Consider the following 25,454-nt stretch of genomic DNA (forward strand, 5'->3'; position numbering starts at 1 on the left):
TGCATATTTAGAATCCTACCTGTACGGTGAATGCCATGTTACGAACAAACGGTACAGCACCGTATTCGGAGAATGCGGAAGTACTGTTGTTACGGATACTTTCCGGATTCAGGCGATCAGGCAGGTTGTTGTAGAGATATCCGAGGTTACGGCCTACCAGCATTACACGCAGGCTGTTCATTTTCCAGCGCTGGGTCACGTTGGAAGGAAGCGTATATCCCAGGGATACTTCCCGCAGTGCTACATAAGAAGCATCGAAAACAGAAGTGGAACGGATACCGATACCCCAGTCGCCCTGCATACCGTAGTAGCCATAAGGTGTCATAGGTGTCACATATCCTTTATCATAGGCTTCACGATAAGTCATACCGCCCAGGTTGATCTCCTGACCATTTTTGCTGATCTTATAACCATCCTGGAACACACCATCGGGAATCATACCGTCGTCGCGGGTCTTGCCGTTCGCATCAGTATAAGTAATACCGCCGTTAGCAGCATCACGGCCATGCATCGTGCTTTCAACAGTACCACGGCCAGTACCGAACTGGTGAGAAGCAGAGAAGATATCACCACCAATACGGGCCTGTACCAGGAAGCCCAGTGACCAGTTCTTATAAGTGAAGTTATTGCTGAGACCCAGGTTGAAATCAGGTGTAATGTTACCGACTACCTGGTAGCCACGGTTGTACTTGTACGGCAGCTCAGAACCGGTAGCAGAGATAACAGGCTTACCATTGTTCGGGTGAGCAACAGGATTACCGCTGGCATCTTTAGCCTGGTAAGGCGTGAAGCCATAGTCCGTTACGATCACACCATATGCCTGTCCCACAGCAGCGAGCACCCGTACATCCTGGTCGTTATTCAGTTCGATCTGGTTGACGCCCGGCGCCAGGGATTTGATCTTGTTCCTGTTACGGCTACCATTCAGGGTAATGTCCCAGGTAAAGTTCTTATGCTGTATGGCAGAAGCGTTGATCGCAACCTCAATACCAGTGTTCTGCATACTACCAGCGTTGATATAACGCTCTTTCACCCCAGTTTCCATAGAGGTAGGCAGCTTGATGATCTGGTTGGTAATGTTGGATTTGTACCAGGCCACATCAATACCGATACGGTTGTTGAAGAAACGGATATCCGCACCTACTTCAAAGCTCCTGGAAATAGAAGGTTTGAGGTGCAGGTTAGGCAGCGTGTTCTGGTTGAACATGTTGATCTGCGGCAATCCTTGACCGGTAGAAGAGCTGTTCCAGAATCCTTCCGTGAGGTAACCGGGATTGATCTCGAACGGATCAGTGTCGCCACCTACCATCGCATAAGATGCTCTCAGTTTACCATAGCTGATAAAAGAAGGTATGCTGTTCTTCAGGGACTGGGTAAATTCCCAGGCACCACTGAAGGATGGATAGAAGTAAGAGTTAGTACCCGTACCGTTCTTATAGGTCAAAGCAGAAGACCAGTCGTTACGGCCGGTGATATCCAGGAAGAACGCGTTCTTATAAGCCAGACTGGCAGCAAAGAAAGCCGAGTTGATGCGTTTGCGCAGCAGGGGCGTCTCTTTGGATACCGGGTTGTTCACGCTATTGCTGATAGCGAACATCTTAGGGATGCGCAAGCCGCCCTGTGTACGGTTCTCCATTTGAGTACCAATACCGCTGTTCCAGGTTTCCACACCCAGGTTCAGGCTACCTTCAAATTCACCACCCAGTTTAGGCGTGAGCATAGCCATACCCGTGAAGGTATGCTGCGAGCGGTTAACCGTCTGAAGGGCGAAAAGACCATCAGGACCGGAGAAGTTAGCAAGCGTACCTACTTCTTTTCTCCTGTCAGTATTCTGTTCGTTACTGAAGTTGCCTTTCACAATAAACTTTAACCAGTCAGTAGTGGTAGCAGTCAGTGCGAGATTGGCAGAAAGAAGACGTTCGTCACGTTCCCAGGTATAGTTCTTCAGCGCAAACCAGTAGTCAGCACCTGGGTTCTGCGCGAGGTCCGCACGGGCATTGGCAGGTGTGAGGTATCGTTTCTCCCAGTAGTCGGGATCATAGTTACGTGGGAATACATATATCCATTTACGGCCAATGTTCAGGTTAGTATAGTCACCACCCTGACGGTTAGGATTACGCGCAATACTGGTAGCATAGTTAACACCACCGTCCAGGCTGAACACCTTGGATATTTGCGCAGTAGATTTCAACGCAAAGGAGTTACGGCTGAATTTATTGTCAGGCGATACACTGTTGTTATCCAGGCGGGAATAAGAAAAGCGGAAAGTTGCTTTGTCATTACCACCTTCCATGGATACGTTGGTGTTGAAGTATTTACCCAGCTGGTATCCATCCAGTGCATTGCTGGATTTGGGAGAGTAGGCTACTTCTTCTCCATTAGGGAGTTTCACCATTTTACCATCCATTTTAGGACCGAAGCTAAGACCACCTACCCAATCCAGTTCGTTAGTGGTATTAGGTTTGAAAGTACCGAAACGACCAGCGCCGTAGCTGTTCTGCAAAGCGATAGGCTGACGGTAGGCATGTTCGAACTGTACGGTCTGGCTGAGGTTTACACCTAGCCCTTTACGGGTAGTTCCTTTTTTGGTGGTGATGAGTATCGCCCCATTGATGGCACGGGAGCCATACAAAGCGGTAGCAGCAGCGCCTTTCAGTACAGTTACAGATTCAAAGTCGTCCGGGTTGAAGTTTTTAAGTACGTTACCGAAGTTCACATCGGCAGCACTTACTTCGTTCTCAAATATGACCCCGTCTATTACGAAGATAGGCTGGTCCTTACCATTGAGGGATTTGGCGCCACGCAGTACGATCCTGTTGGCTGCCTGCGGGCCACCAGCAGCACCGGAGATATCCACACCCGCTACTTTGCCCTGGAGGGCCGCTACGGGGTTGATAGAGTTGGTCTTTGCCACTTCCGCACCTTTCAGCTCAGTAACAGCATATCCCAGTTTACGCTGTTCGCGTTTAATACCCAATGCAGTCACAACAACTTCATTGAGATTCTTTTTGTCTTCCAGCAGTGTGACGTTAACGGTGCTTTGACCGTTTACCGGAATTTCCTGCATTACATATCCTACAAAGGATAGTACTAAAGTGGCGTTAGGTGCTACAGATACCTTGTAAGTACCTTCTGCTGTGGTCATGGCGCCGTTGGCGGTGCCTTTCTCTTTAACGGTTACGCCCGGTAACGGTGTACCTTTTTCATCTTTTACAATACCTGCAACAACTGTTTTGTTTTGAGCAAGCGCAGTGATACAGCAGCAAAAGTATAGGAGCGTGAATAGAAGAAGTGATCTTCGTAAAGTTCGCATGGCTACCTGTCGATTTTAGTTATAGATGGTTGTTATATCATTGTTCATACCGTGGCATGGTGTACCGCGTCCTGTATACTTGCTAAAGCAGCATATTATTATAAGATCCGGTTTGATAAGGCGATCTGTCCCCTCCGCCTGTGAAATAATAATTGATCTAACAAATTCGAAAAACACTAGTTATAAAACGTTTTAGCAACGTTTACTAAAAAAACCTGTTAACAGGTATCGTACACACACTGTTGCTAACAGGAAGCTAATTCATCATTGAAAACGGGGCCAAACATAGAAAATATTATGCTAGCTGCAAAAAAGATTTAACATTTTGTTGATTATTGTTTAACAACGCGGTAACAGCCCAGCAACTGGCAGGAAGGAAATGTTAAAAAAACATCAGGAAAGTCGGCGACAGCGATCATCATGCAGGGAGTGTAAATGGTCGATACAACCGACAAATCAACACACAATAGAGATCACGAAGATGGATATGGATAGCAAAATAACACCAGTAAAAATAGGGGCCGCAGTGTCCTCTTTTCGAGAACGTTCCCGCTGTATAAATGGCAAACGCCACCGGAACTGATCCGGTGGCGTTTTATACAAAATGTGTTTATCCGCGTATTACTGTTCGACGCTGACTTTCTTACCTACGGAAGATTGTCTGATCTCCAGTGCCGGTGAGAGTACCAGCTGTTGTGGTTCAGCAGAAGGCTGGTTCAGTTCTTTCATCAGTACGTTCACGATCTGTCGCCCTATTTCTTCGATAGGCTGCGCAACACAGGTGATGGAAGGACTAAGCAACCGGAACAGGTCATGATCATCAAAGCTCACGATCCCCAGGTCTTTACCGATCGTGAGGCCCAGCGAGCGGATGCTTTCGATCCCGCAGATACCCAGGTAGTTGGTGGCGAAAAATACGGCATCCAGTTCCGGTGTCGTTTGCAGGTACTTAGTGATCTCCCGCGTAAAGCCGATCCTGTCCATTTCGAAAGGCAGGCGTTTGACCATGTTCTTGTTATAGGGTACCTCCGCTTCTTTCAGTGCAGCCACAAAACCATCCAGGCGTTCGCGCATCTGGATCTGATCCGACGTAGTCGTAATAATAGCGATATTTTTGTACCCTTGTGCGAGCAGGTGTTTGGTAGCAGTAAAGGCGCCACCATAGTTGTCTACTACCACGTAGTGAGAATTGATGTTAGGGTAGTAGCGGTCCATCAACACGACAGGTTTGCGCGCAATTCCCAGTAACGCGATCTCCTTTTCGAGACTCTTGGTCGGCGTGATAATGTAGCCGTCTACCTGCCTGTATTTGAGTACTTCGAGCAGGCCTTTGGCTTTTTCCGCGTTGTCTTCTGTGCTACCATACAGTACTTTGTATCCGAATTTATCGGCTTCTTCCTCCACTACTTTTGCTACACTGGCGAAGAAGTTGTTGGCGATGTCTTCGACAATAAGGCCAATGGTCTTGGTCTTGCCGGTACGGAGGCCTCTGGCGAGTTGATTAGGTTTGTATTTCAGCTTGCTGGCAATCTTCAGTATTTTTTTGCTGACCTGCTCGCTGATCCTTTTCTCTCTGGCTTTACCGTTGAGCACAAATGACACAGTGGTTGGTGATACCCCTGCCTGACGGGCAATATCTTTGATGGATATACCTTTCATTAGAAAAAACTTATTTACTTCAATGTTAATAGAGTGTTTGAAATCAACCGGCAGCCGCATGAGGTTCTGTTATGTCGCTGATGTAGGATGCAGGCTGAGCGAGCTGATTTCGTCAGATATTTCAGTATATTCGAGTAGCCATCAATACGTAAAGGAGCCAGATCAGTTGGTTGTTCTGTAGCTGTTGGTCTTGGTGGCAATTGCAACTATGCTATGCTTAATCGATTTAGCCAAGTGTAAGATACAAAAATCCTATTTTCCAAATACTTTTTTTTGTGTACCCTATATTACCTGCCATGGGATATTTTCCTGCAGTCCAATAAATTATTTGTCCCGAGGATCATTAAAATGATATTTTTTTAACCAAATTTTAATAATTTGGCAACAATCATAGGAAACATACCCTACACGGGAGTCATTAGAGAGTTATCAAAGCCAGTCAAAATCTTATACTGAATGAAACCCATCCTTATTAAAGTTGGGGCTTTTGCCGATAATCAGATCACTATTATTGAGCGATGCGATCCACATTTCAACACACCCTTTCATTTTCATCCGGAGTGTGAGCTCGTTTACGTGACAGAAAGCCACGGTAAACGCATAGTCGGTGACAGTATTGAAAGCTTTGAGGTCGGCGACATGGTATTCCTGGGGCCACATATACCACATGTATGGTATAATGACGAGGCCTATTACCAGGGAAGTGAACAATTGAAAGCACGGTCCGTAGTCATCTATTTTCCCAAAGACATTTTCGGGGAGAAGTTCTACGGCTTGCCGGAAACCAAAGCATTGACCGAACTTTTCCACCGCGCACAGCGGGGCATGAAGATCATCGGGGATACACATGAAATGCTGAAAGACGAAATCCTGCAATTGCCACAGAAGGATGGACTGGACCGGATCATCTCCCTCCTCCACATCCTGAAGACACTGTCCGAGACCAAGGATTGTTATTTCCTGGCCAGCACCGGTTATTCCCATGCCTACAACGTGAAGGACAACCACAAGATCGACGAGGTGTTTAAGTACGTCATGAACAATTTCTCCAAGGAGATATCCCTGCAGGATGTCGCCAGCATTACTAACCTGTCACCGCAGTCCTTCTGCCGCTTCTTTAAGAACCGTACCAAAAAGTCCTTCGTGCAGTTCCTGAATGAAGTGCGTATCGGGCATGCCTGTAAACGGTTGACAGAGGAAGACTGGTCGATTGCAGAAATCGCTTATTCCTGTGGATTTAAGAACCTGTCGAACTTCAACCGCTTTTTCAAGGAGATCGTCGGCAAGACACCAAAGGAATATAAGAACGAATTACGGATGAAAGAAGCATAGCAAGGGTTAAAATACTGTCATTCTGCGGAGTATATGAGCAAATAAGATGTGCAACTCCACTTATTCTCCAGTCAAAAATATAGGTTTACGATTTTATCGATGGCTAAAAAGCATTTTTCCGGAGGGCATTCTCTTTCGGAACAGGGGAATTTTTTGCTGTTAAAATCCCGCGAGCAAGAAAAATAACGACATATAATAGCGGAAACTCACATTACTTTTTTTTTACCTAAAATACATAGCATATTCTCTATCAATACCTAAAGAAATATGTGATGTTTCTGTTAAAATTATTTGTGCATTTTCGAAACAATATCCTTAATTTACCTTCCTGCTATTTTATCAACCAAGATTTTTTCGCCTGTAGTTTTAGTTATACTCATGTACAGCAGTTATACAGATGACCAATTACTATGCTTGCTAAAAGAGAATAGTGTAGCTGCTTTCAATTCTATTTATGAACGCTACAGTAAGCAGCTGTACCTTTACATCTTCAGCAAAACCGATACAGGAGAAACTGCAAAGGACATCCTGCAGGAGTTGTTTACTATACTATGGGAGAAACGTAAGACGTTGACGATCAGCGATTCTCTGAAAGGATACCTCTATCAGGCTGCCCGGCACAAGATTATAGACCTGTACCGTAAGAACAGTAACTACCGGAAATACCTGCAGCAACTGATCGAACACTTTGATACACAGCCACATGCTATCAACGAAACCCTGGACTACAAGGTAAGGACCCAGGAATTGTTTGAAGCTATCAACCATCTGCCGGAACGAATGAAACAGATCTTTATGATGAGCCGGCTGGAGCACCTTACCGTAGAGCAGATCGCCCAGCAGTTGGGTTTATCACAGCAAACGGTAAAAAATCAGATCACCAAAGCACTGAAGATATTGCGTACCCACTATGCCAAATCAGATGTGATATTACTGATACTGGCGACCTGGGCACTGGATAAATTATAAGTTTATCGGAAAGGCACTGTTACGCCGTCTGTTTTCCACGTTAGACAGATGATGGTCCACGTTCCCGCCAGCCGGCTATTTATACCCCGCAATAGTACTTTAGTCCCTTTTAAACGACTACTAGTCAGAATCATAAAACCAACAAGGTGGATATAGATCAGATCAGACATATGCTGGACCGCTACAACCAAGGTAGCAGCACAGATGAAGAGTCTGCCATTATAGAGCAATGGTTTGAGGGGATCAACCAGCATCATTCCATGCTGGTCGACGAACACTACCTGCAACAGCAGCTGGATGATGTGCATCAGCACATACAGGAACGGATACAGCCGCCGGTTCGTCGTAACCGGCTCAGGCGGATATATTCCCTGGCTGCCGCAGCCGTACTGTTAATTGCAGCAGGTATTTTCGGCATCCGTTACTATATGGCACAACAGCCGGCCGCACTACCTGGCCTGGCAGTTAAATCCGGCAACGGGAAAACCAACCGCATGATCCGGGATGGCTTTGTGGAGGTCTCTACCAATAAAGGTGCTACAGAACGTATCGTACTGTCCGACGGTAGTACAGTGGTAGTGAATGCTTCCAGCAAGATCAAATATCCGGTAGGTTTTGGCAGTCACAGCCGGGATATTTACCTGTTGGAAGGAGAAGCACATTTTACAGTAGCTCAAAATGGTGGCGCCAGCTTTGTCGTACACACCGGAGAGCTCAATACTACAGCATTGGCAACGGTCTTCAACATACGGGCCTATGCTTATGAACAAAAGATCAAAGTGTCGCTGCTGGCTGGTAAAGTCAAGGTAGACCATGTCAAAGAAGGTCAGCCGCAGCCGCCAATTATACTTTTGCCTAGCGAACAATTGGATTTTGACCTACATTCGCTTGTACTGGAAAAAGTTAACTTCAGTAAACCAGAGGAAATAGTGGGATGGAAACAAGGATACCTGGTGTTTAAAGATGCTTCTTACCAACAAGTAATCAAGGAAATAGAAAACCGTTATGGCGTGACGATCATTAACCAAAGTGATAAAACCCAGTGGGAATATACCGGTTTCTTCAAAGATGAAAGTCTCCAGGATATTATAGAAACTATTTGTCTTACAAAAGGTCTGTCCTACACGATCGACCAGGATTCGATCTTTTTAAAAAATAAAAACTGATCGGTGTTGTCTCTATGCTCAAATGGTCATGCCTCCTAAAGATCTGTGCCCTGTCATGTACCATGATAGCCTTATTGAACCAGGGAGCAAGTACCCGGGCGGTTGCTGCTGTTACTGTACTACATGAAGATGTTTTCGTTACCCTCCACCTGAAACACAAACATATTGAGGAGGTGATGGTTGAATTGGCAGCCATCACAGGCCTTAATTTCCATTATGATAAGTCGGACCTGGACCTGCGTAAAAAGATCACCGTACATTTTGTAAAAACGCCGATCACAGAGGTATTACAGCATCTATCCAAGTTAACAGGTTTATGTTTTACCCTCAAAGAGCAGAAAGTGATTGTCGCGCCCACCTGCAATACACCGGTTGGTCAGGAAAAGCCATCGTCGTCGGTGACCCTGATCCGTGGTAATATTCCGGAGCGGTCCGTTTCCGGTAAGGTCTATAACACGGCAGGAAAGCCGGTGGCAGGCGCCTCCATATGGGTACGGGATAGTCAGCGGGGCGCCCAGACCCAGGAGGACGGAAGTTTTACCATCGCTATCCGGCAGGGAGATGTACTGGTGATCCGCTCTATAGGATATAACAGCCGGGAGATCAGCATTGATAAACAGGAAGAGATAGCAGTGACGCTGAATGAGGCTATCAAGGGGCTTAATGAATTTGTCGTGACAGCACTGGGGCTCTCTAAGCGGACCAAAGAGCTGACCTATGCTACGCAGCAGGTCGGCGATGAAGATATTACTCGGGTGAAAGATGGCAATGTGATCAACAGCTTGTCGGGAAAAGTAGCCGGAATGATGGTCAACCGCAGCAGTGCGGGACTTGGAGGGTCGGCCCGGGTAATATTACGGGGTAACAAATCCACCCGTGAGAACCAGCCCATGTATATTATCGATGGTGTACCGATGGCCAACTATACTCCTGCCCAGCCACGGGATATATGGGGACAGGCATCCGGCATCATTGGCAGTGGCGGCAGAGATGGCGGGGATGGTATTTCTAATATCAATCCGGATGATATTGAGACTATCAGCGTACTGAAGGGCGCATCCGCAGCGGCATTATATGGCAGCCAGGCAGCCAACGGGGTAATCGTGATCACCACCAAACGGGGAAGGCCCGGCAGAGGACGGCTCGAATTCTGTTCTGATTTCACATTGGAATCCCCATCGATCATGCCCAAACTACAGTATCGTTACGGGCAGACCACAGTACCTTTTATCGATGCCAACAGAAAACCACAACCTGGTTCGCCGGATAGCTGGGGTGGCGCTGTACAAGCCAGCGATCATGTATCTTCTTTTTTCCAGACCGGTATCACAGCGATCAATTCCCTCTCTTTCAGTGCAGGTACCGACAAAGCGCAGACCTATTTCTCTTATTCCAATACCAGCAGCAAGGGCATATTACCTACCAACCGTTTTCTCCGGCATACCTTCAATTTCCGGGAGACGTTGAAACTATTTGATGACAAACTCTCTGTAGACATCAATGCCACTTTGCTCGCGCAAAGTACTTATAACCGGCTGTCGTCCGGTTTGTATTACAGCCCGCTCACCGGGCTGTATAACTTTCCAAGAGGGCTGGATTTCAACCGCTACAAACGGGAATATGAATACTTTGACAACGGACGTAATATGCCTTTACAGAACTGGTGGAACATACGTAATTCTGCAGGCTGGACCGGTGACGACGATCAGCAGAATCCCTACTGGGTACTGAACCGGGACATCCATACCGATAGCCGCTATCGCGGATTGGGCTCCATGTCATTACGGTATAAGGTGAATGACTGGCTGTCAGTACAGGCAAGAGGAAGTTTTGACAAATCGTTCGATGAATATGAGCTGAAGGCCTATGCCGGTACCCAGCAGGTGCTGGCTCCTGCCAACGGCCGGTATACCCTGGAAAAAGAAGCCAATACCCAGATATATGGGGATATCATGGTCAACATGACCCACAAACTGGGCGCCAATTATAATTTGGCTACCGCCATTGGTACCAGCATATTGGATGTAAAGGCGCATGACCGCACGCTGGTGAGTACAAACCCGTTTGTCAAAGACGGATTGAGTTATGCCAACAAGTTCTCAGTAGCAGATATACTCAGCACAGCATTGGATGCACAACGTTCTATTGAGCAGAAGCAGCTGCAGGCGATCTTCTCCAATGTACAGCTGGGATATAAAAATGCCCTGTTCCTGGACCTTACCGGACGTAACGACTGGTCCAGTACTTTCGCCTATACGCCTATACGCAACAAAGGATATTTCTACTATTCTGCGGGGATGGCAGGTATTATCAGCGACCTGGTCAAATTGCCGGCTGTCATCAATTTTGCGAAGCTGCGTGTATCCTATGCTCGGGTAGGCAATGACATTGCCCCCTATGCTTCTAAACCTGCCAGGTTTATGTTGCAGACGGTAGCGGGAGTTACACGTGTATCTTTCAACACACATAACCCTTACCCCGGTATGTACCTGAAACCGGAAGATAACCATTCGCTGGAGGCCGGTATGGAAATACGCCTGTTTAACAACCGCCTCAATTTCGATCTCACACTTTATAAGAACAACAACTATCAGCAATACATGGAAGTACCCGCTCCTCCCGGTTCGGGTTATCTTACCTATTACCTGAACCTGGGTAATATCCAGAACAAGGGCATCGAAGCTACGCTAAGTGTAGCACCAATACGTACCAAACGATTCAACTGGACTTCCGATGTTAATTTCACCACTAACCAGAATAAGGTAGTAAAGCTCAGCAATGCTGCCATACCCGGTGCGAATGCAGACAACTATTTTATACTCACGGATTTTGCGGTGAATATGTATGGCTCTTTTGTGAAGGAAGGTGGCTCCTGGGGGGATATATACGCCAATAAGGAATTACAGCGGGGTACAGATGGCAAATACGTTATCGGAGCGGATGGTAACTTGAAGACCAATACGGTATTCAAAAAGGTGGGTAATCCGAATCCCCGTTTTACACTGGGGTGGAGTAACACTTTCAGCTACCGGAACCTGACACTGAGTATGCTAGTAGATGGCCGGTTTGGCGGACGGGTCATGAGTGTGACACAGGCGGTGCTGGACAAATACGGCACCAGTGCCGCCAGTGCGGCTGCCAGGGATAACGGCGGGGTGATATTGAATGCAGAAGATGAGCATCAACAGCCTTTCCCGGGAAAATATGACCCCCGGAAATACTATGCTACTGTAGGAGGCAGGGCCGGTATCGGTGAATTGTATATGTATGATGCCACCAATATCCGGTTACGGGAGCTATCACTCAGTTACCGGTTGCCCATAAATAATAAATGGATACAGTATATACAGCTTGGCATTACAGGAAAGAATCTCTGTTTTTTCAAACTGGAAGCTCCATTCGATCCAGAGGTATCTATGAGTAGCGGGAATGGCCTGCAAGGTATAGACGTATTTGGCGTACCGGCTACCCGTAGCTATGGTATCAGCCTGCGGGCAGGCTTTTAGTTATTTATCTATTTAAAAAGTTCGTCCAATGAAACAGACCTTTGTTGTGATAATGCTGACGATCTTGGTGTGTGGTTGTACCAAACATTTCGATGAGATCAACAAAAACCCATACGATTTCAATGAAGAGGAACTGAAGCCTGACTTCAAGCTCCTGGGGGAACCGCTCGTGCAGGTGATGCTGAACTATGTGGTGGTGGAAGATCCATATCGTGCACAGGTCACACAGAACCTGCTGGGTGACGTGTATGCAGGTTATATGATGTGTCCGCAGCCATTTGAGGATAATCGCAATAATACCACCTATGTATTGCTGGACAAGTGGACTAACCTGTTGTGGGAGAGGACGTATGGCTATATCATGGCCAACTGCAATTATGTAATGGAGCGGGCTGGCAGAGAGTATGCAGACTTTTATGCCTGGGCGCAGATATTACGGGTGATCGGCATGCACCGGATCAGCGATATCTATGGGCCGGTGATCTACACCAAATATAAGCAGATCAACAGCGATCATAGTATAGACTATGACTCACAACAGGAAGCCTACTATGCCTTTTTTAAGGACCTGGATGGGGCTATCCGTGTATTGGAAGGATATGCCAATACCACCCAACAACACTTCAAAAAATTCGACCTGGCGTATGACGGGGACTATCGTAAGTGGATCAAACTCGCCAATACGCTGCGTCTGAGATTGGCGATACGCATCTCTGGTGTAGACCCGGTAAAGGCGAAAACCGAAGGAGAGGCCGCCTTACGTCATCCATTAGGTATACTCAGCGCTACCGATGAAAATTTTTCCATCAACACCGCTCCCCTCTCCCACCCTTTGAATGTGATCGGTCATACCTGGGATGATACCCGTATGGGAGCTCCTATGGAATCCATCCTGACAGGATACAATGATCCCCGTCTGCCGAAGTATTTTGAATATTCAAAACTGGAAGACCGTGTTTATCATGGTATCCGTAATGGTATCAGTATTACGTCCAAGGAGACGTATGAGGGATTTTCGCAGCTGGCAGTATTACCAAACCGTATCCAGTTCCTGACAACGGCGGAAGCGTGGTTTTTGAAAGCGGAGGCTGCCTTGTATGGATGGAATGGGGCCGGTGATGTCAGGAGTAATTATGAAGCCGGCATACGGGCTTCTTTTGAGCAATATGGGTTATTACCCTATTTCAACAGCTATATAGCTGATCATACGGCCATTCCCAAACCATACCGGGACCCGCTGAACTCGGTTAACAATGTCAGTACAGGGGATGAAAATCTCTCTACTATTACAATCAGGTGGGAAAACGACGATACCCCTGCCCGCAAACTGGAGCGCATTATTACACAGAAATGGATTGCTATGTTCCCTGAGGGACAGGAAGCCTGGAGTGAATTCCGGCGTACGGGTTATCCCAGGCTATTCCCAGTGGTTGTGAACAACAGCGGTAATCTTATTTCTACGAAAGATTTTATACGAAGAGTAAATTTTGCCAGATCTGAGTATACAACCAATCCATTAGGTGTAGCCCGGGCCGTAAGGATGCTGAAAGGCCCTGACAATGGCGGTACCCGTTTATGGTGGGACCAGCGCTGATATTTTATGCCCCCAATAGTACCTGCGTGCCTATTCCACGACTTCTTTCTGCAGCTGATACAAGCGATGCCCAACAGTACAGACCCATGACCAACAGTAAATAGAGCGTTTGTATCGATCAACAACTAAACCTAAAATAATGCTACCAGCCTCATTACCTGTTTGATCGTTACAGGTAAATGGAAGCGCCCCTATTTTTAAAAAAATATCCATTTAATTTAAATACTCCCGTACCCCCGCGTGTTGCATGTTATACGCGCCACTGTCGTATTCGTTGCAATCGGATGCGAAAAACGCAAAGACATTGCGCTATGGACCATTCATGTCTGCTATTGACCACCATGCTATGCACCCATAATAATACATCCATTCATTCTTAAAGCATTTGACACGTATGAAAATGACCTTTTTAAAATTCGGCGGAGCAGCCAGTCTGTTGCTGTTATCGCTCGTTGATCCCCTGCCGGGGGCCGGTCGTCCGGTCGCCGGGACGATATTCCAGCAGACGCAGGAATTAAGTGGCGTCGTGCAGGACAATAAAGGAACCCCCTTGCCAGGTGTAACAGTAGCATTGAAGAATAGTAAGCGAGGCACGCAGACCAATGCCAACGGCATCTTCCGCTTATCTGTACAAACAGGGGAAGTGGTGGTATTCAGTTTCGTTGGTTATGTCAATAAAGAAGTCGCCGTGAGCGACGACCGTAATATTACAGTTGTGCTGGAGGAGCAGGTGCGTGGATTAAGTGAGTTTGTTGTTACTGCGCTTGGTATACAAAGAAAGCCCAAAGAGCTGACCTATGCGACACAACAGGTGAAAGGAGCCGATCTGAGCCAGGTAAAGGAAACGAATGTAGTAAACAGCTTGGTGGGAAAAGTATCGGGGCTGCAAGTCAGCAGAAGTGCCTCCGGTGTCGCGGGTTCGGCCAGGGTGATATTACGCGGTCAGAAGTCCATACGGGAGAACCAGCCATTGTATGTGGTAGACGGCGTACCTATGGTCAACTTCACCGCAGCGCAACCTACCGACATATGGGGACAGGCTTCCGGCACCGGCTCCAGCGGTCGTGACGGTGGAGATATCCTGAGTACTATCAACCCCGAAGATATTGACAACATCAACGTACTAAAAGGCGCTTCTGCCTCTGCCTTATATGGTAGTCAGGCCGCTAATGGGGTGATCATGATCACGACAAAAAAAGGCAGATCAGGTCATCCCCGCATCCATTATTCATCCAACTTCACATTAGATCAGGCAGCATACAAGCCCGATCTGCAGTATGAATTCAACCAGAGTGGTGAGGGCAGCGCTTACAGCTGGGGACCTAAAGGCAGTAATCCCGATCACGTAAAACCGTTTTTCCGTACAGGGAATACATGGATCAATGCTATTAATCTTTCCACGGGCAGCGATCAGGCACAAACCTATTTTTCTTATTCCAATACAACCAATAACGGGATATTACCTACCAGTACTTTTAATCAACATACTATCAATATCAGGGAGACCGCACAGTTCCTCGACGGTAAACTCTCCATGGATGCGAATGTGCTGATGACCACGCAGAAAAGCCACAACCGTGCAACCTCCGGGCTATACTACAATCCCCTGAGCGGTCTCTATCTCTTTCCCAGAGGTTTAAACTTTGACACCTACAAGGACTATGAGAAGTTCTCTCCTGTCAGGAATACTTATCTGCAACGCTGGTGGAACATCGACTTTGACAACAATATGGCAGGGCTGGATATACAGCAAAATCCTTACTGGGTATTGCACCGTAATATTACGGATAACAGCAAAGACAACCTGCTGGCATCGCTCCAGTTGCGCTACCAGCTGACCGATTGGCTGTTCTTGCAAGCCAGGGGAAATGTGAATAAAGCCTGGGATAAATACGAACTGAAGGCTTATGCCTCCACACAGACGACGCTGGCAGATAAGAACGGACGCTATACTTTTGATAAATTCAGCAGTACGCAGTATTACGGCGATCTGTTGCTGGTGGGCAACCGCAAGCTGTCCCAGCGTGTAGGTCTTAATTTCACACTCGGTACGAGTATTACTGATCTGAGACAGGAGCGGGAATTTATTGATTCCAAAGGTTCCGGCCCCGGCCTTGTTGCAGCCAATGTATTCCATATCGGAAATGTGGTGCCGACGAATGCGGCTACGATCCGGCCTACCGGTGTACGCAGGCAGCTGCAATCTGTATTTGCTACAGCGGGTGTAAACCTGGATGAAAAAGTTTTCCTGGACCTGACTGCCCGGAACGACTGGTCGTCTACACTGGCGTATACGCCGGATGTAAAAAAAGGTTACCTGTATTATTCAGCCGGTATCAATGCTATCCTGCATGAGCTGGTTAAACTGCCCTCTTTTATTGATTATTCCAAGATACGATTCTCGTATGCCCGTGTGGGTAATGATGTGCAGCCTTTTGCCACTTTACCGACCAATACGCTCGTGTCTGGCGTACTTACTTCCAATACTGCCGGTCCTTATCTGAACAGGCCCTTGAAACCCGAGGTGACGCAGTCTATTGAAGCGGGTATGGAATGGCGTATGCTACATAACCGCTTGTCGTTTGATGCGACCTGGTATCAATCCTATACACAGGATCAATATTTCGACTTCCTGATATCTGTCGGGTTCCTGTATCCCAACGTGTTTATCAATGCGGGTAAGATACAGAACAGTGGTGTAGAGGCTACACTCAGTTACGATGTTATTAAGAAACGTGCTTTCAGCTGGCAGACGACGCTGAACTTTACACATAACAAGAACAAGATCATACGGCTGGCGGAGCAGTTAAAGGGTGATTATCTCATCGGGCCTAAAGGAGTAAATGTGAATAACTATTCTTTACGTATCCGGGAGGGCAGTTCTTACGGCGACATTTACGGCCGCAGGTTTGCGCGGGCTGCTGACGGTTCTATCCTGGTAGATAATACTGGTAAGCCCTTACAGGAAAGTGGTCCATTGGCCTACCTGGGGAATCCTACTCCCAAGTTCTTACTCGGCTGGGGTAACAATTTCAGCTGGAAGAACCTGACGTGCAGTTTTCTGATCGATGGTCGCTTTGGCGGGAAGGTGATGAGTATCACGCAGGCGATGCTTGACGAGTATGGCGTATCGCAGGTGACAGCGGATGCCCGTAATAACGGCGGCGTGAGCATTGATGCCAGCAAAGCCAGTGGGGGTAAGTTCACCGACAAGATCCCTGCAGAGATCTTTTACCGTACTGTGGGTGGCCGTGCCGGCATCACTGAATACTACATGTATGATGCGACCAATATCCGGTTGCGGGAGCTGGCCATTGGCTATACGATCCCGCTGACCTCGAAGGTGGTAAAAGACCTGAAGGTAGGACTGGTAGGCCGGAATTTATTCTTCTTTACGAAGAAGGCGCCTTATGATCCGGAGATCAGTATGAGTACGGATAACGGCCTGCAAGGTGTGGATGTGTTCAGTTTACCTGCCACCCGCAGTTTTGGCCTCAGTGTGAAATGTTCCCTTTAAGAAAGGTTGAGTTTACCCTTTATTCTTTAAAAAAAATATTATGCTATATAGACCGCTATTGTATTTAGGTATTCCGGTATTGCTGGCGTTATCCGGATGTACTAAAAATTTCGAGGAAATCAATAAGAACCCATTCGGATCGGTGGATACAGATCTCAATCCTGATTTTGCGTTAACGGCTGCGCAGTTGCAGCAGGCACAACGTAGCATTTACCTGTTTCAGCCTGTGGACCTGTTCCAGTTACAGCAGAACCTGAACGGGGATGTGTACGCTGGTTATATGATGTCTCCCAATCCGTTTTCCAGCGGGAACAATCTCAACTATGCATTAATTGACAGCTGGAATAGTGCTGCTTTCGATGTGGCGTACACCAATGTCATGAATCCAACTACAAAGGCTGCTGCCTACTCTAAAGAGCGGATCAAAGACCTCTACGCGATGTCTAAGATCATACGGGTGGAGGCGATGCATCGGGTAAGTGATCTGTACGGCCCTATCATTTATACTAAATATGATCAGGTGACACCTGACAATAGTATTGAGTATGATAGTCAGCAGGAGGCTTATTACGCTTTTTTTGCAGACCTGAAGACGGCTATCGACATTCTTACTCCTATATATACGCAGCCTGTATCGGATGTATTCAAGCGGGCGGACCTGGTCTATGGGGGCAGTTATAAACAATGGTTACAGTTTGCCAATAGTTTACGTTTACGGTTGGCGATACGGATCGCTATTGCTGATCCTGCCAAGGCAAAGGCGGAAGGGGAGGCGGCGCTGGCGAATGCTGCGGGTTTGCTGTCGGCCGCGGGAGATAACTTCCAGGTAGACATCGGCACTACCACACATCCGTTGAACACGATCAGTGGCAGCTGGACGGATATCCGCATGGGGGCTCCTATGGAATCCATCCTGGGAGGGTATGCTGATCCCCGGATAAGTAAATATTTCCTACCTGCCAAGGACCCTGTTGTTGCCGGCCAGTACAAAGGTATCCGTAACGGCGTAGATTTGGACGCCAAGATCAGGTATGAGAATTATTCGGTGCTGGCGGAATTGCCCAGCAAGTTATTATTGATGACGGCGGCGGAGGCCTGGTTTCTGAAGGCGGAGGCAGCTATACGAGGGTGGGCTGGTGCCGGCGAGGCGCTATTCAATTATAATACCGGTATCCAAACCTCTTTCAACCAGTATGGGCTGGGAGATGCAGCAAGTTACTATACAGATAACAAAAAGGTGCCGAAGCCATATATAGATCCCAAGTCGGTTGTGGCCCGGGCGAATGATGTGCCTGCAGGTGATCCTCATTTGAGTACGGTGACTATACGGTGGGAGGAATCGGATGCTTTTGAGCGGAAGCTGGAGCGGATCATTACGCAGAAATGGATTGCCATGTTCCCGGAAGGAGAAGAAGCCTGGGCGGAATTCAGGCGTACAGGATATCCCAAATTGTTTCCGGTAGTGTTGAACAAGAGCCAGGGGGCTATTAAGGAAGGGGATTTTATCAGCCGGTTGAATTTCAGTATTAATGAATACGCGACTAACCAGGCTGCGTTGTTGCGTGCGGTTAGTTTACTGGGAGGCCCGGATAATGGGGGCACTAAGTTATGGTGGGATAAGTAATCCGCCGTTTTATCGATCGATTGCACGCAGGTCATGCTGGCATATGATCTGTGTGCAATTCTCTTTTTCTTTTCATGTGAGTGAGCGTCGTTAGTAATTTCCCTATTAAATCCTCCACTTTATCTGATCGGATAAAAATTTTTTTTATCCGGATGGTACTTGTCATTTTCTTCCACGACTTCTTTGTATTAACGCGGATAGACCTGTTTGAAAAATTCCAGGTACAATAGAGATGAAAAACAATTGAACGGTTACAGACCTATGCACACGTAAATGAGGAACAGAGGTAGGCAGGCTGCTGTCCTACCTTACAACAAAATCTGCATATCTAATGCTATAGGGAACACAATATAGCTATCGCTGGTAAGATCGACCATCAGACCGGTATGTAGAAGTATTGCCCTGAAAAAACGGATTATATGAAAAAACTATAGAAGCGATCACCTGTAAGATAGGGGGCCACTCAATAGGAAAATGAGAAACAAACCAGTATTGTCAACCATAAAAGTACGTCACACCATGGACAGAAGAAAGTTGCTTATACATCGCAAGGCATCGCCCTGCATTACGTTTTCCCATACCATTCATCACAATTAAAAAAAATCTACGTACGTATGAAAAGAAGATTACGGCTTACAAAAGTATGCGTATCTGCGGGATTGGCTTTCAGCCTGCTTTGTGCAGACAGCGCGTATATGACAGCTGCTGCCTATGCGGCTTCGTCATCAAATGCCAACTATTTCAATGACATCAGCGGTACTGTAAAAGATAGCCAGGGTAATCCGCTCCCCGGCGTTACCATCGTAATAAAGAACAGTAAAAAAGGGGTAAAATCAGGGGCAGACGGCAGATTTGTTATCAATGCCAATGAAGGTGATGTATTGGTATTCAGCTTTGTTGGTTTTTTAAGCCAGGAAGTAACTGTAAGCGGGAATAATAGTCTGAACATAGTATTACAGGATAATGTAAAGGGATTAAATGAGCTGGTAGTAACAGCCTTGGGTATACGTAAAGCAGAGCGTAGTGTAGGTTATGCTGTATCAAAGGTGAGCGGTGGTGAGTTCACCAAAGCCCGTGAGATCAGTGTAGCGAATGCGCTGGTAGGTAAGGTAGCAGGTGTAAACAGTACTGCTCCTGCTACGGGTGCGGGTGGTTCTTCCCGCGTAACGATCCGTGGTAATACCTCTCTGAACGGGGATAACCAACCGCTATATGTGGTAAATGGTATGCCGCTGAATAATGAGAACATGGGTAATGCAACTAAATGGGGTGGATCTGATCTTGGCGATGGTATCTCCAGCATTAACCCGGATGATATAGAAAGCATGACGGTTCTGAAAGGCGGTGCTGCTGCGGCGCTGTATGGCCAGCGCGGCCGTAACGGTGTGATCCTGATCACAACTAAAGGTGGTAAAGCCCGTAAAGGGCTCGGAGTAGAGCTGAACAGTAACGTGATGATAGATAAGATCAACGACTTCACCGATTGGCAAGATCAATACGGATCCGGTAGCCGGGGTATCAAACCTACTACCCTGGATCAGGCCCGTACAAATGGGTTGCAATCCTGGGGTGCTAAACTGGATGGATCTGATGTGATGCTGTTCAATGGCCAGACCGGTAAATACACTGCACAAAGCAAAGACAATCTGAAAGACTTCTACAAAACAGGCGTTACTTATACTAACTCCATTGCATTCTCCGGTGGTAATGAAAACACCACATTCCGTCTGGGTCTGGGAGATTTGCGCAGTTCTTCCGTATATCCGAATTCCAAATATAACCGTACCAACGTCAACCTGTCAGTAGGTTTTAAACTGTCAGATAAATGGAGTGGTGATGTGAATATCACTTATTCTAAAGAGACTGGTAAGAACCGTCCTAACCTGAGTGATGCTCCCGGTAACGGTAACTATGGTATTCTTTTCCTGCCCCCCAACATCAAGGGTTCTTTGTTAGCTCCCGGTTATGATGCGGTAGGTAATGAGATCAGCGCCAGCAGCGATGTATATACTACCAACCCTTACTTTGCTGCCAACAAGTTCCAGAACAACACGCAAAAAGACCGTGTACTGGGCGTAGCCAGTCTGCGCTACCAGGCGCTGAGCTGGTTGTATATCCAGGGTCGTATTACCAATGACTTCTTTGCCTTCAATGGTACCTCCATCACTCCTACCGGTACTGCTTACTTCCCTGATGGCCGTATTGACCTGGAGCGTAACTACCAGTTCAACGAAACCAACATGGACCTGTTAGTAGGCGCCAACAAGGAAATCGCAAAGGACCTGAACTTAGGTGTAACATTAGGTGGTAACCTGTTGAAAATGCAGGCAAAAGACAACCGTCTTGCTGCCAGTGCACTGGCTTTCCGCGGACTTTACAGCCCTGCTACTGCAGGTGTATTGAGGTCTACCCAGTTCCAGCAACCCCGTAAGGATGTGCAATCCCTCTACGGATCTGTGGAGTTGTCTTATAAGAGCACTTTCTACGTGAGCATTACTGACCGTAATGACTGGTCCAGCACGCTGCCTAAAGGCAATAACTCCTACAATTATCCTTCTGTAAATGCTTCATATGTGTTCAGCGAGCATCTCAAGTCTTCCTTCCTTGATTTTGGTAAGATCAGAGCAGGTTATGCTATGGTAGGTGGCGATGCGGATGTATTCAAAACACAACTGTACTACAATACTTTCGGTGCGATCGGTTCTGCTGCATTGGGTAATCTGAGCAATGAGCTGCCCAATCCGAAACTGGAGCCACTGAAAGTAAAAGAGCTGGAATTAGGTGCTGAATTGAAATTCCTGAATAACAGATTGGGTATCGACTTTACCTGGTATAACAAACAAACACTGAATGACATCGTAGCAGGTACGGTATCCAGGGCTTCCGGTTTCCAGACTGCACTGGTGAACGTAGGTAAGATCGACAACAAAGGGGTGGAAGTATTGGTAACAGGTGTTCCTGTACGGACTAAAAACTTCAACTGGACTACCAGTGTGAACTTTGCACATAACAAAAATACCGTGGTACAACTGGCAGAAGGACAGAACTTCATGCTGACAGGTGAAGCCCGTACAGAAAATGGCTATATCCAGCAGCGTGTAGGTCAGACCTATGCACAGATCATGGCTTTCGATTACAAACGTGATGCTAAAGGCACTATCGTATTGGATGCGAGCGGTCTGCCGCTGCAAGGTAACCTGATCTCTATGGGTACCGGTATTCAACCGACCACGGGTGGATGGAGCAATGATGTTTCTTACAAGAACCTGACCCTCTCCTTCCTGATCGATTTCAAATCTGGTGGTAAGATCTATTCTGGTAGTAATGCCAGAGCTTACCAGAATGGTCTGCACAAAGAAACACTGCCCGGCCGTGACGGTGGTGTGACTGTAAAAGGTGTGGATGAAAAAGGTGTAGCTGTGGAAAAAACAGTAAATGCACAGGATTATTATAACAGGTTATTCCAGATCTCTTCCTTGTATGTATATGATGCATCTTTCATCAAGTTCCGTTCTGTGAGCCTGACTTACAATTTCCCGGCTAGCGCTTTCAACAACAAGATCCAGGGTCTGAGCTTATCACTGGTAGGACGTAACCTCTTCTACTTTAAGAAGAACACACCTAACATTGATCCGGAGGCTAACTACACCAACACCAACGCTCAAGGTTTGGAATATGGTGGGTTACCCAGCACCCGTTCTTTTGGTGTGAACCTCAATGTGAAGTTCTAAGCACCCCGTGTTCGAAGTAAAGTACAGCGATGTTTAAGCGCACTTAAAAACAAAATCATGAAAGCATCAGTATATAAAACATTACTACTTCTGGCGATCCCCACAGCTACGCTGTTGACCGGATGTACCAAAAATTTCGAAGATATCAATACCGATAAGAACCAGGCTACTCCTGATACTTATAAACCAGAATATAACCTGACGCGTGCTCAGTTAGAGTTTTCCGGTAACAATGACTTCAGTTATGATACCTGGCGTGTGAACATCATCTATTGCGGGATGATGACACAACAACTGGCTAACGTTACCTGGTATGCCGGCGACAAGTATATGAGCAATCCGGCTCACTCTGCCGCTTCTTTTGATGTGGCTTATAATGATCAGGTGAAGTACATCGTGGATATGATCAATCTTACGAAGAACAAGCCACAGTACAGCAACCTGCACCAGATCGGGCGTATTATGCGTGCCTTTATCATGCACCGTCTGACTGATATTTACGGCGATATTCCTTATTCTGAAGCAGGCCGTGGTTATTCTGATCGTATCCTGACACCGAAGTATGACAAACAGGAAGATATCTACCGCGATATGCTGAAGGAGCTGGATGAAGCTACTAAGGCGCTGGATGCTACCAAAGATGTAGTAGGTAAAAACGACCTGATCTATGGGGGTAATCCTGACAAGTGGAAACGACTTGGTTATTCGCTGATGGTGCGTCTGGGTATGCGTCTCAGTAAGATAGACGGTCCTGCTGCCAAGACATGGGTAGAGAAAGCGGCGCAAGGTGGTATCATCACCGGTAATGAAGAAAATGCTTATATACAGCATGATCTGGGTGGTGGCCGTGTTACCGTGAACAGGAATAGTAATGTGCTGGGCTCCGGTGGTCCTGACGATTATAACGCTACCGGCTGGGACAGAAGCAAAAGTGCAAAAACAGAGGTATTCCTTAGCAAGACCTTCATCGATTATCTGAAAAACAATAACGATCCACGCCTCCAGTATATGGCATTGGTTCGTGGCAGTGGTGTAACTACCCCATCTGCACAGATCGGCTTACCTAACGGTTACGATATCAACGGCGGTGCCACCGACATCAAAACAGCGCCTAACTACCCCGGAGATCTGCTGAACTATTCCACTATCCGTGGAGACGTATTACTGAAACCTACTGGTATCACAGTGTTCCTGACCTATGGTCAGACCGAATTACTGTTGGCTGAAGCAGCACAACGCGGATGGAACGTAGGTGGAAGTGCAGCTGATCACTATAATAAAGGTGTAACGGCCTCCATGCAGCAACTGGCTCAGTATGATGCAAAGGCCAACATTGGAGATGCAGCGATACAAGCTTACCTGGCAGCTCATCCTTATGATGGTGCTAAAGGGCTGGAGCAAATCAACAGCCAGTACTGGGTAGCCAGCTTCTTGGACTGGTATGAAGTATGGTCTAACTGGAGAAGAAGTGGTTATCCGGTATTAGTACCTGTGAACTATGTAGGTAATGCTACCGGTGGTACTATTCCGCGCAGACTGCCTTATCCTACTGCTGAAATAGCAGCTAACAATACCAACTACGCGGCAGCTGTTGCCAGACAAGGCTCAGATGTGATGACGACCCGTATGTGGTGGGATAAGCAATAAAACCGATCGTATTTAACAACGATATTACATTCATCATTAGGACTTACATTTAACACGTTTAGCCGTTTGTGATCTCACAGACGGATTTCTAAAGCGAAAAAGATATTTAGGTATATACATTTTCCATACGCTAATCATCTATACCGCGATAAAAGCAGCAAATGACAAGCCGGTTCTTTTCAGAACCGGCTTTGTTTTTTTCCGGCGGTTGTTCAGTCAACCTCCTGATTTTATTTTGCCGTTCTCCGAAAAAGATTTAACTTAATATCAAATTGATATCATAATAAATTGTAGCACTATGGAAAAAATTATTAAACCGGTATCTGGTTTTCTCGCATTTGCCTTATCTGTGGTCTCCTTACCTATTTGTATTTATTGTTTTGTATTGTTTGGAGAAAGTCATTCCGCTGTTTTCCTTTGGTTGGGAATATTGTCATTCCTGTTTTTCCTTTTTATGGCCAAGGGGATTATGATCATTAGTCCTAACCATTCCCGTGTGCTGACCTTTTTCGGTAAGTATACCGGCAGTGTAAAGGAAAACGGATTAATGTGGGTAAACCCACTGTATAAGAGTTACAACATATCCTTACGTTCGCAGAACCTGAACGGCCAGCAGCTGAAAGTGAATGATAAGCTGGGGAATCCGATCGAGATTGCGGCGGTGATCGTATGGCGGGTACAAGACACTTACCGGGCAGCCTTTGAGGTAGCTAACTTTCAGCAGTATGTGCAGACGCAAAGTGAGGCGGCGGTACGTCATCTGGCGGTAAGTTATGCTTATGATCAGATGGAAGACGAGCAAGCGGATATTACGCTTCGTGACGGTGGGGATAAAGTAAATGAGATGTTGGAAAAGGAGTTAAATGACCGGCTGGCTCCTGCTGGTATTATGGTAATGGAAGCGCGTATCAGTCATCTGGCATATGCACCGGAGATTGCTGGTGCTATGCTGCAACGTCAGCAGGCTACAGCTATTGTAGCGGCAAGGTCGAAGATTGTGGAAGGTGCTGTGGGAATGGTTGAAATGGCGCTTGCCAAATTATCTGAGAAACAGATCGTAGAATTGGATGAAGAGCGTAAAGCGGCTATGGTGTCGAACCTGCTGGTGGTACTTTGCGGAGAATCCAAGGTAAGCCCTGTTGTGAATGCGGGTACTTTACATCCATAATGTATTACCCGGTGTAATACGAACTGAATTGATAGCACATGTCTGAGAAGAAAACATTTGTATTAAGGATCGACTCAAAGACCTATGAGGCCATTGAGAAGTGGGCAGGAGATGAATTTCGGAGCGTTAACGGGCAATTGGAATGGATTATCCACCAGGCGTTAAAAAGTGCATCTCGAATGCCCAAGAAGGAAGAGGTAGAGAAAAAAGGGAAAAAGGGATAAAGGG

At 46.7% G+C, this 25,454-nt stretch carries 13 protein-coding genes; 11 read left to right on the top strand and 2 right to left on the bottom strand.

Annotation, left to right across the window (positions count from 1 at the left end; genetic code table 11):
• Window positions 1-7 precede the first annotated feature (7 nt).
• Window positions 8-3,313 carry a SusC/RagA family TonB-linked outer membrane protein gene (locus KTO58_RS17600; protein WP_095838109.1) on the bottom strand — a complete coding sequence of 1,102 codons (3,306 nt, stop codon included), beginning with the start codon at window positions 3,311-3,313 and terminating at the stop codon, window positions 8-10.
• Window positions 3,314-3,934: 621 nt separating this feature from the next.
• On the bottom strand, window positions 3,935-4,972 hold the full coding sequence (locus KTO58_RS17605; RefSeq protein ID WP_198315208.1) for a LacI family DNA-binding transcriptional regulator: 1,038 nt from the start codon (window positions 4,970-4,972) through the stop codon (window positions 3,935-3,937).
• A gap of 456 nt (window positions 4,973-5,428) precedes the next feature.
• Between KTO58_RS17605 and KTO58_RS17610 the strand changes: the two genes are divergently transcribed.
• From KTO58_RS17610 to KTO58_RS17660, 11 genes are all read left to right on the top strand, one after another.
• Window positions 5,429-6,304, top strand: a complete 876-nt coding sequence (locus KTO58_RS17610) for an AraC family transcriptional regulator (protein WP_095838107.1) — start codon at window positions 5,429-5,431, stop codon at window positions 6,302-6,304.
• A 378-nt stretch (window positions 6,305-6,682) separates the two neighbouring features.
• Window positions 6,683-7,273: an RNA polymerase sigma factor gene (locus KTO58_RS17615; RefSeq protein ID WP_095838106.1), complete on the top strand. Its 591-nt coding sequence runs from the start codon at window positions 6,683-6,685 to the stop codon at window positions 7,271-7,273.
• A 146-nt stretch (window positions 7,274-7,419) separates the two neighbouring features.
• Window positions 7,420-8,439, top strand: a complete 1,020-nt coding sequence (locus KTO58_RS17620; protein ID WP_095838105.1) for a FecR family protein — start codon at window positions 7,420-7,422, stop codon at window positions 8,437-8,439.
• Between the two features lie 62 nt (window positions 8,440-8,501).
• The gene (locus KTO58_RS17625) at window positions 8,502-11,945 is read left to right on the top strand and encodes a SusC/RagA family TonB-linked outer membrane protein (RefSeq protein ID WP_157752877.1); all 3,444 of its coding nucleotides are present in this window, start codon (window positions 8,502-8,504) and stop codon (window positions 11,943-11,945) included.
• A 28-nt stretch (window positions 11,946-11,973) separates the two neighbouring features.
• Complete coding sequence (locus KTO58_RS17630; protein ID WP_095838103.1) at window positions 11,974-13,539, top strand: SusD/RagB family nutrient-binding outer membrane lipoprotein; 1,566 nt, start codon at window positions 11,974-11,976, stop codon at window positions 13,537-13,539.
• 394 nt (window positions 13,540-13,933) lie between these two features.
• Complete coding sequence (locus KTO58_RS17635; RefSeq protein ID WP_198315207.1) at window positions 13,934-17,056, top strand: SusC/RagA family TonB-linked outer membrane protein; 3,123 nt, start codon at window positions 13,934-13,936, stop codon at window positions 17,054-17,056.
• 40 nt (window positions 17,057-17,096) lie between these two features.
• A complete protein-coding gene (locus tag KTO58_RS17640) occupies window positions 17,097-18,680 on the top strand; it encodes a SusD/RagB family nutrient-binding outer membrane lipoprotein (protein WP_095838102.1) in 1,584 nt (527 codons plus the stop codon).
• Window positions 18,681-19,294: 614 nt separating this feature from the next.
• Window positions 19,295-22,411, top strand: coding sequence for a SusC/RagA family TonB-linked outer membrane protein (locus KTO58_RS17645; RefSeq protein WP_095838101.1), 3,117 nt, complete (start codon window positions 19,295-19,297; stop codon window positions 22,409-22,411).
• Window positions 22,412-22,468: 57 nt separating this feature from the next.
• On the top strand, window positions 22,469-24,058 hold the full coding sequence (locus KTO58_RS17650) for a SusD/RagB family nutrient-binding outer membrane lipoprotein (RefSeq protein WP_095838100.1): 1,590 nt from the start codon (window positions 22,469-22,471) through the stop codon (window positions 24,056-24,058).
• A 298-nt stretch (window positions 24,059-24,356) separates the two neighbouring features.
• Window positions 24,357-25,226 carry an SPFH domain-containing protein gene (locus KTO58_RS17655; RefSeq protein WP_225859809.1) on the top strand — a complete coding sequence of 290 codons (870 nt, stop codon included), beginning with the start codon at window positions 24,357-24,359 and terminating at the stop codon, window positions 25,224-25,226.
• 38 nt (window positions 25,227-25,264) lie between these two features.
• On the top strand, window positions 25,265-25,450 hold the full coding sequence (locus tag KTO58_RS17660; RefSeq protein WP_095838098.1) for a type II toxin-antitoxin system antitoxin: 186 nt from the start codon (window positions 25,265-25,267) through the stop codon (window positions 25,448-25,450).
• Window positions 25,451-25,454 lie beyond the last annotated feature (4 nt).

The organism is Chitinophaga pendula, assembly GCF_020386615.1.
GTDB lineage: Bacteria > Bacteroidota > Bacteroidia > Chitinophagales > Chitinophagaceae > Chitinophaga > Chitinophaga pendula.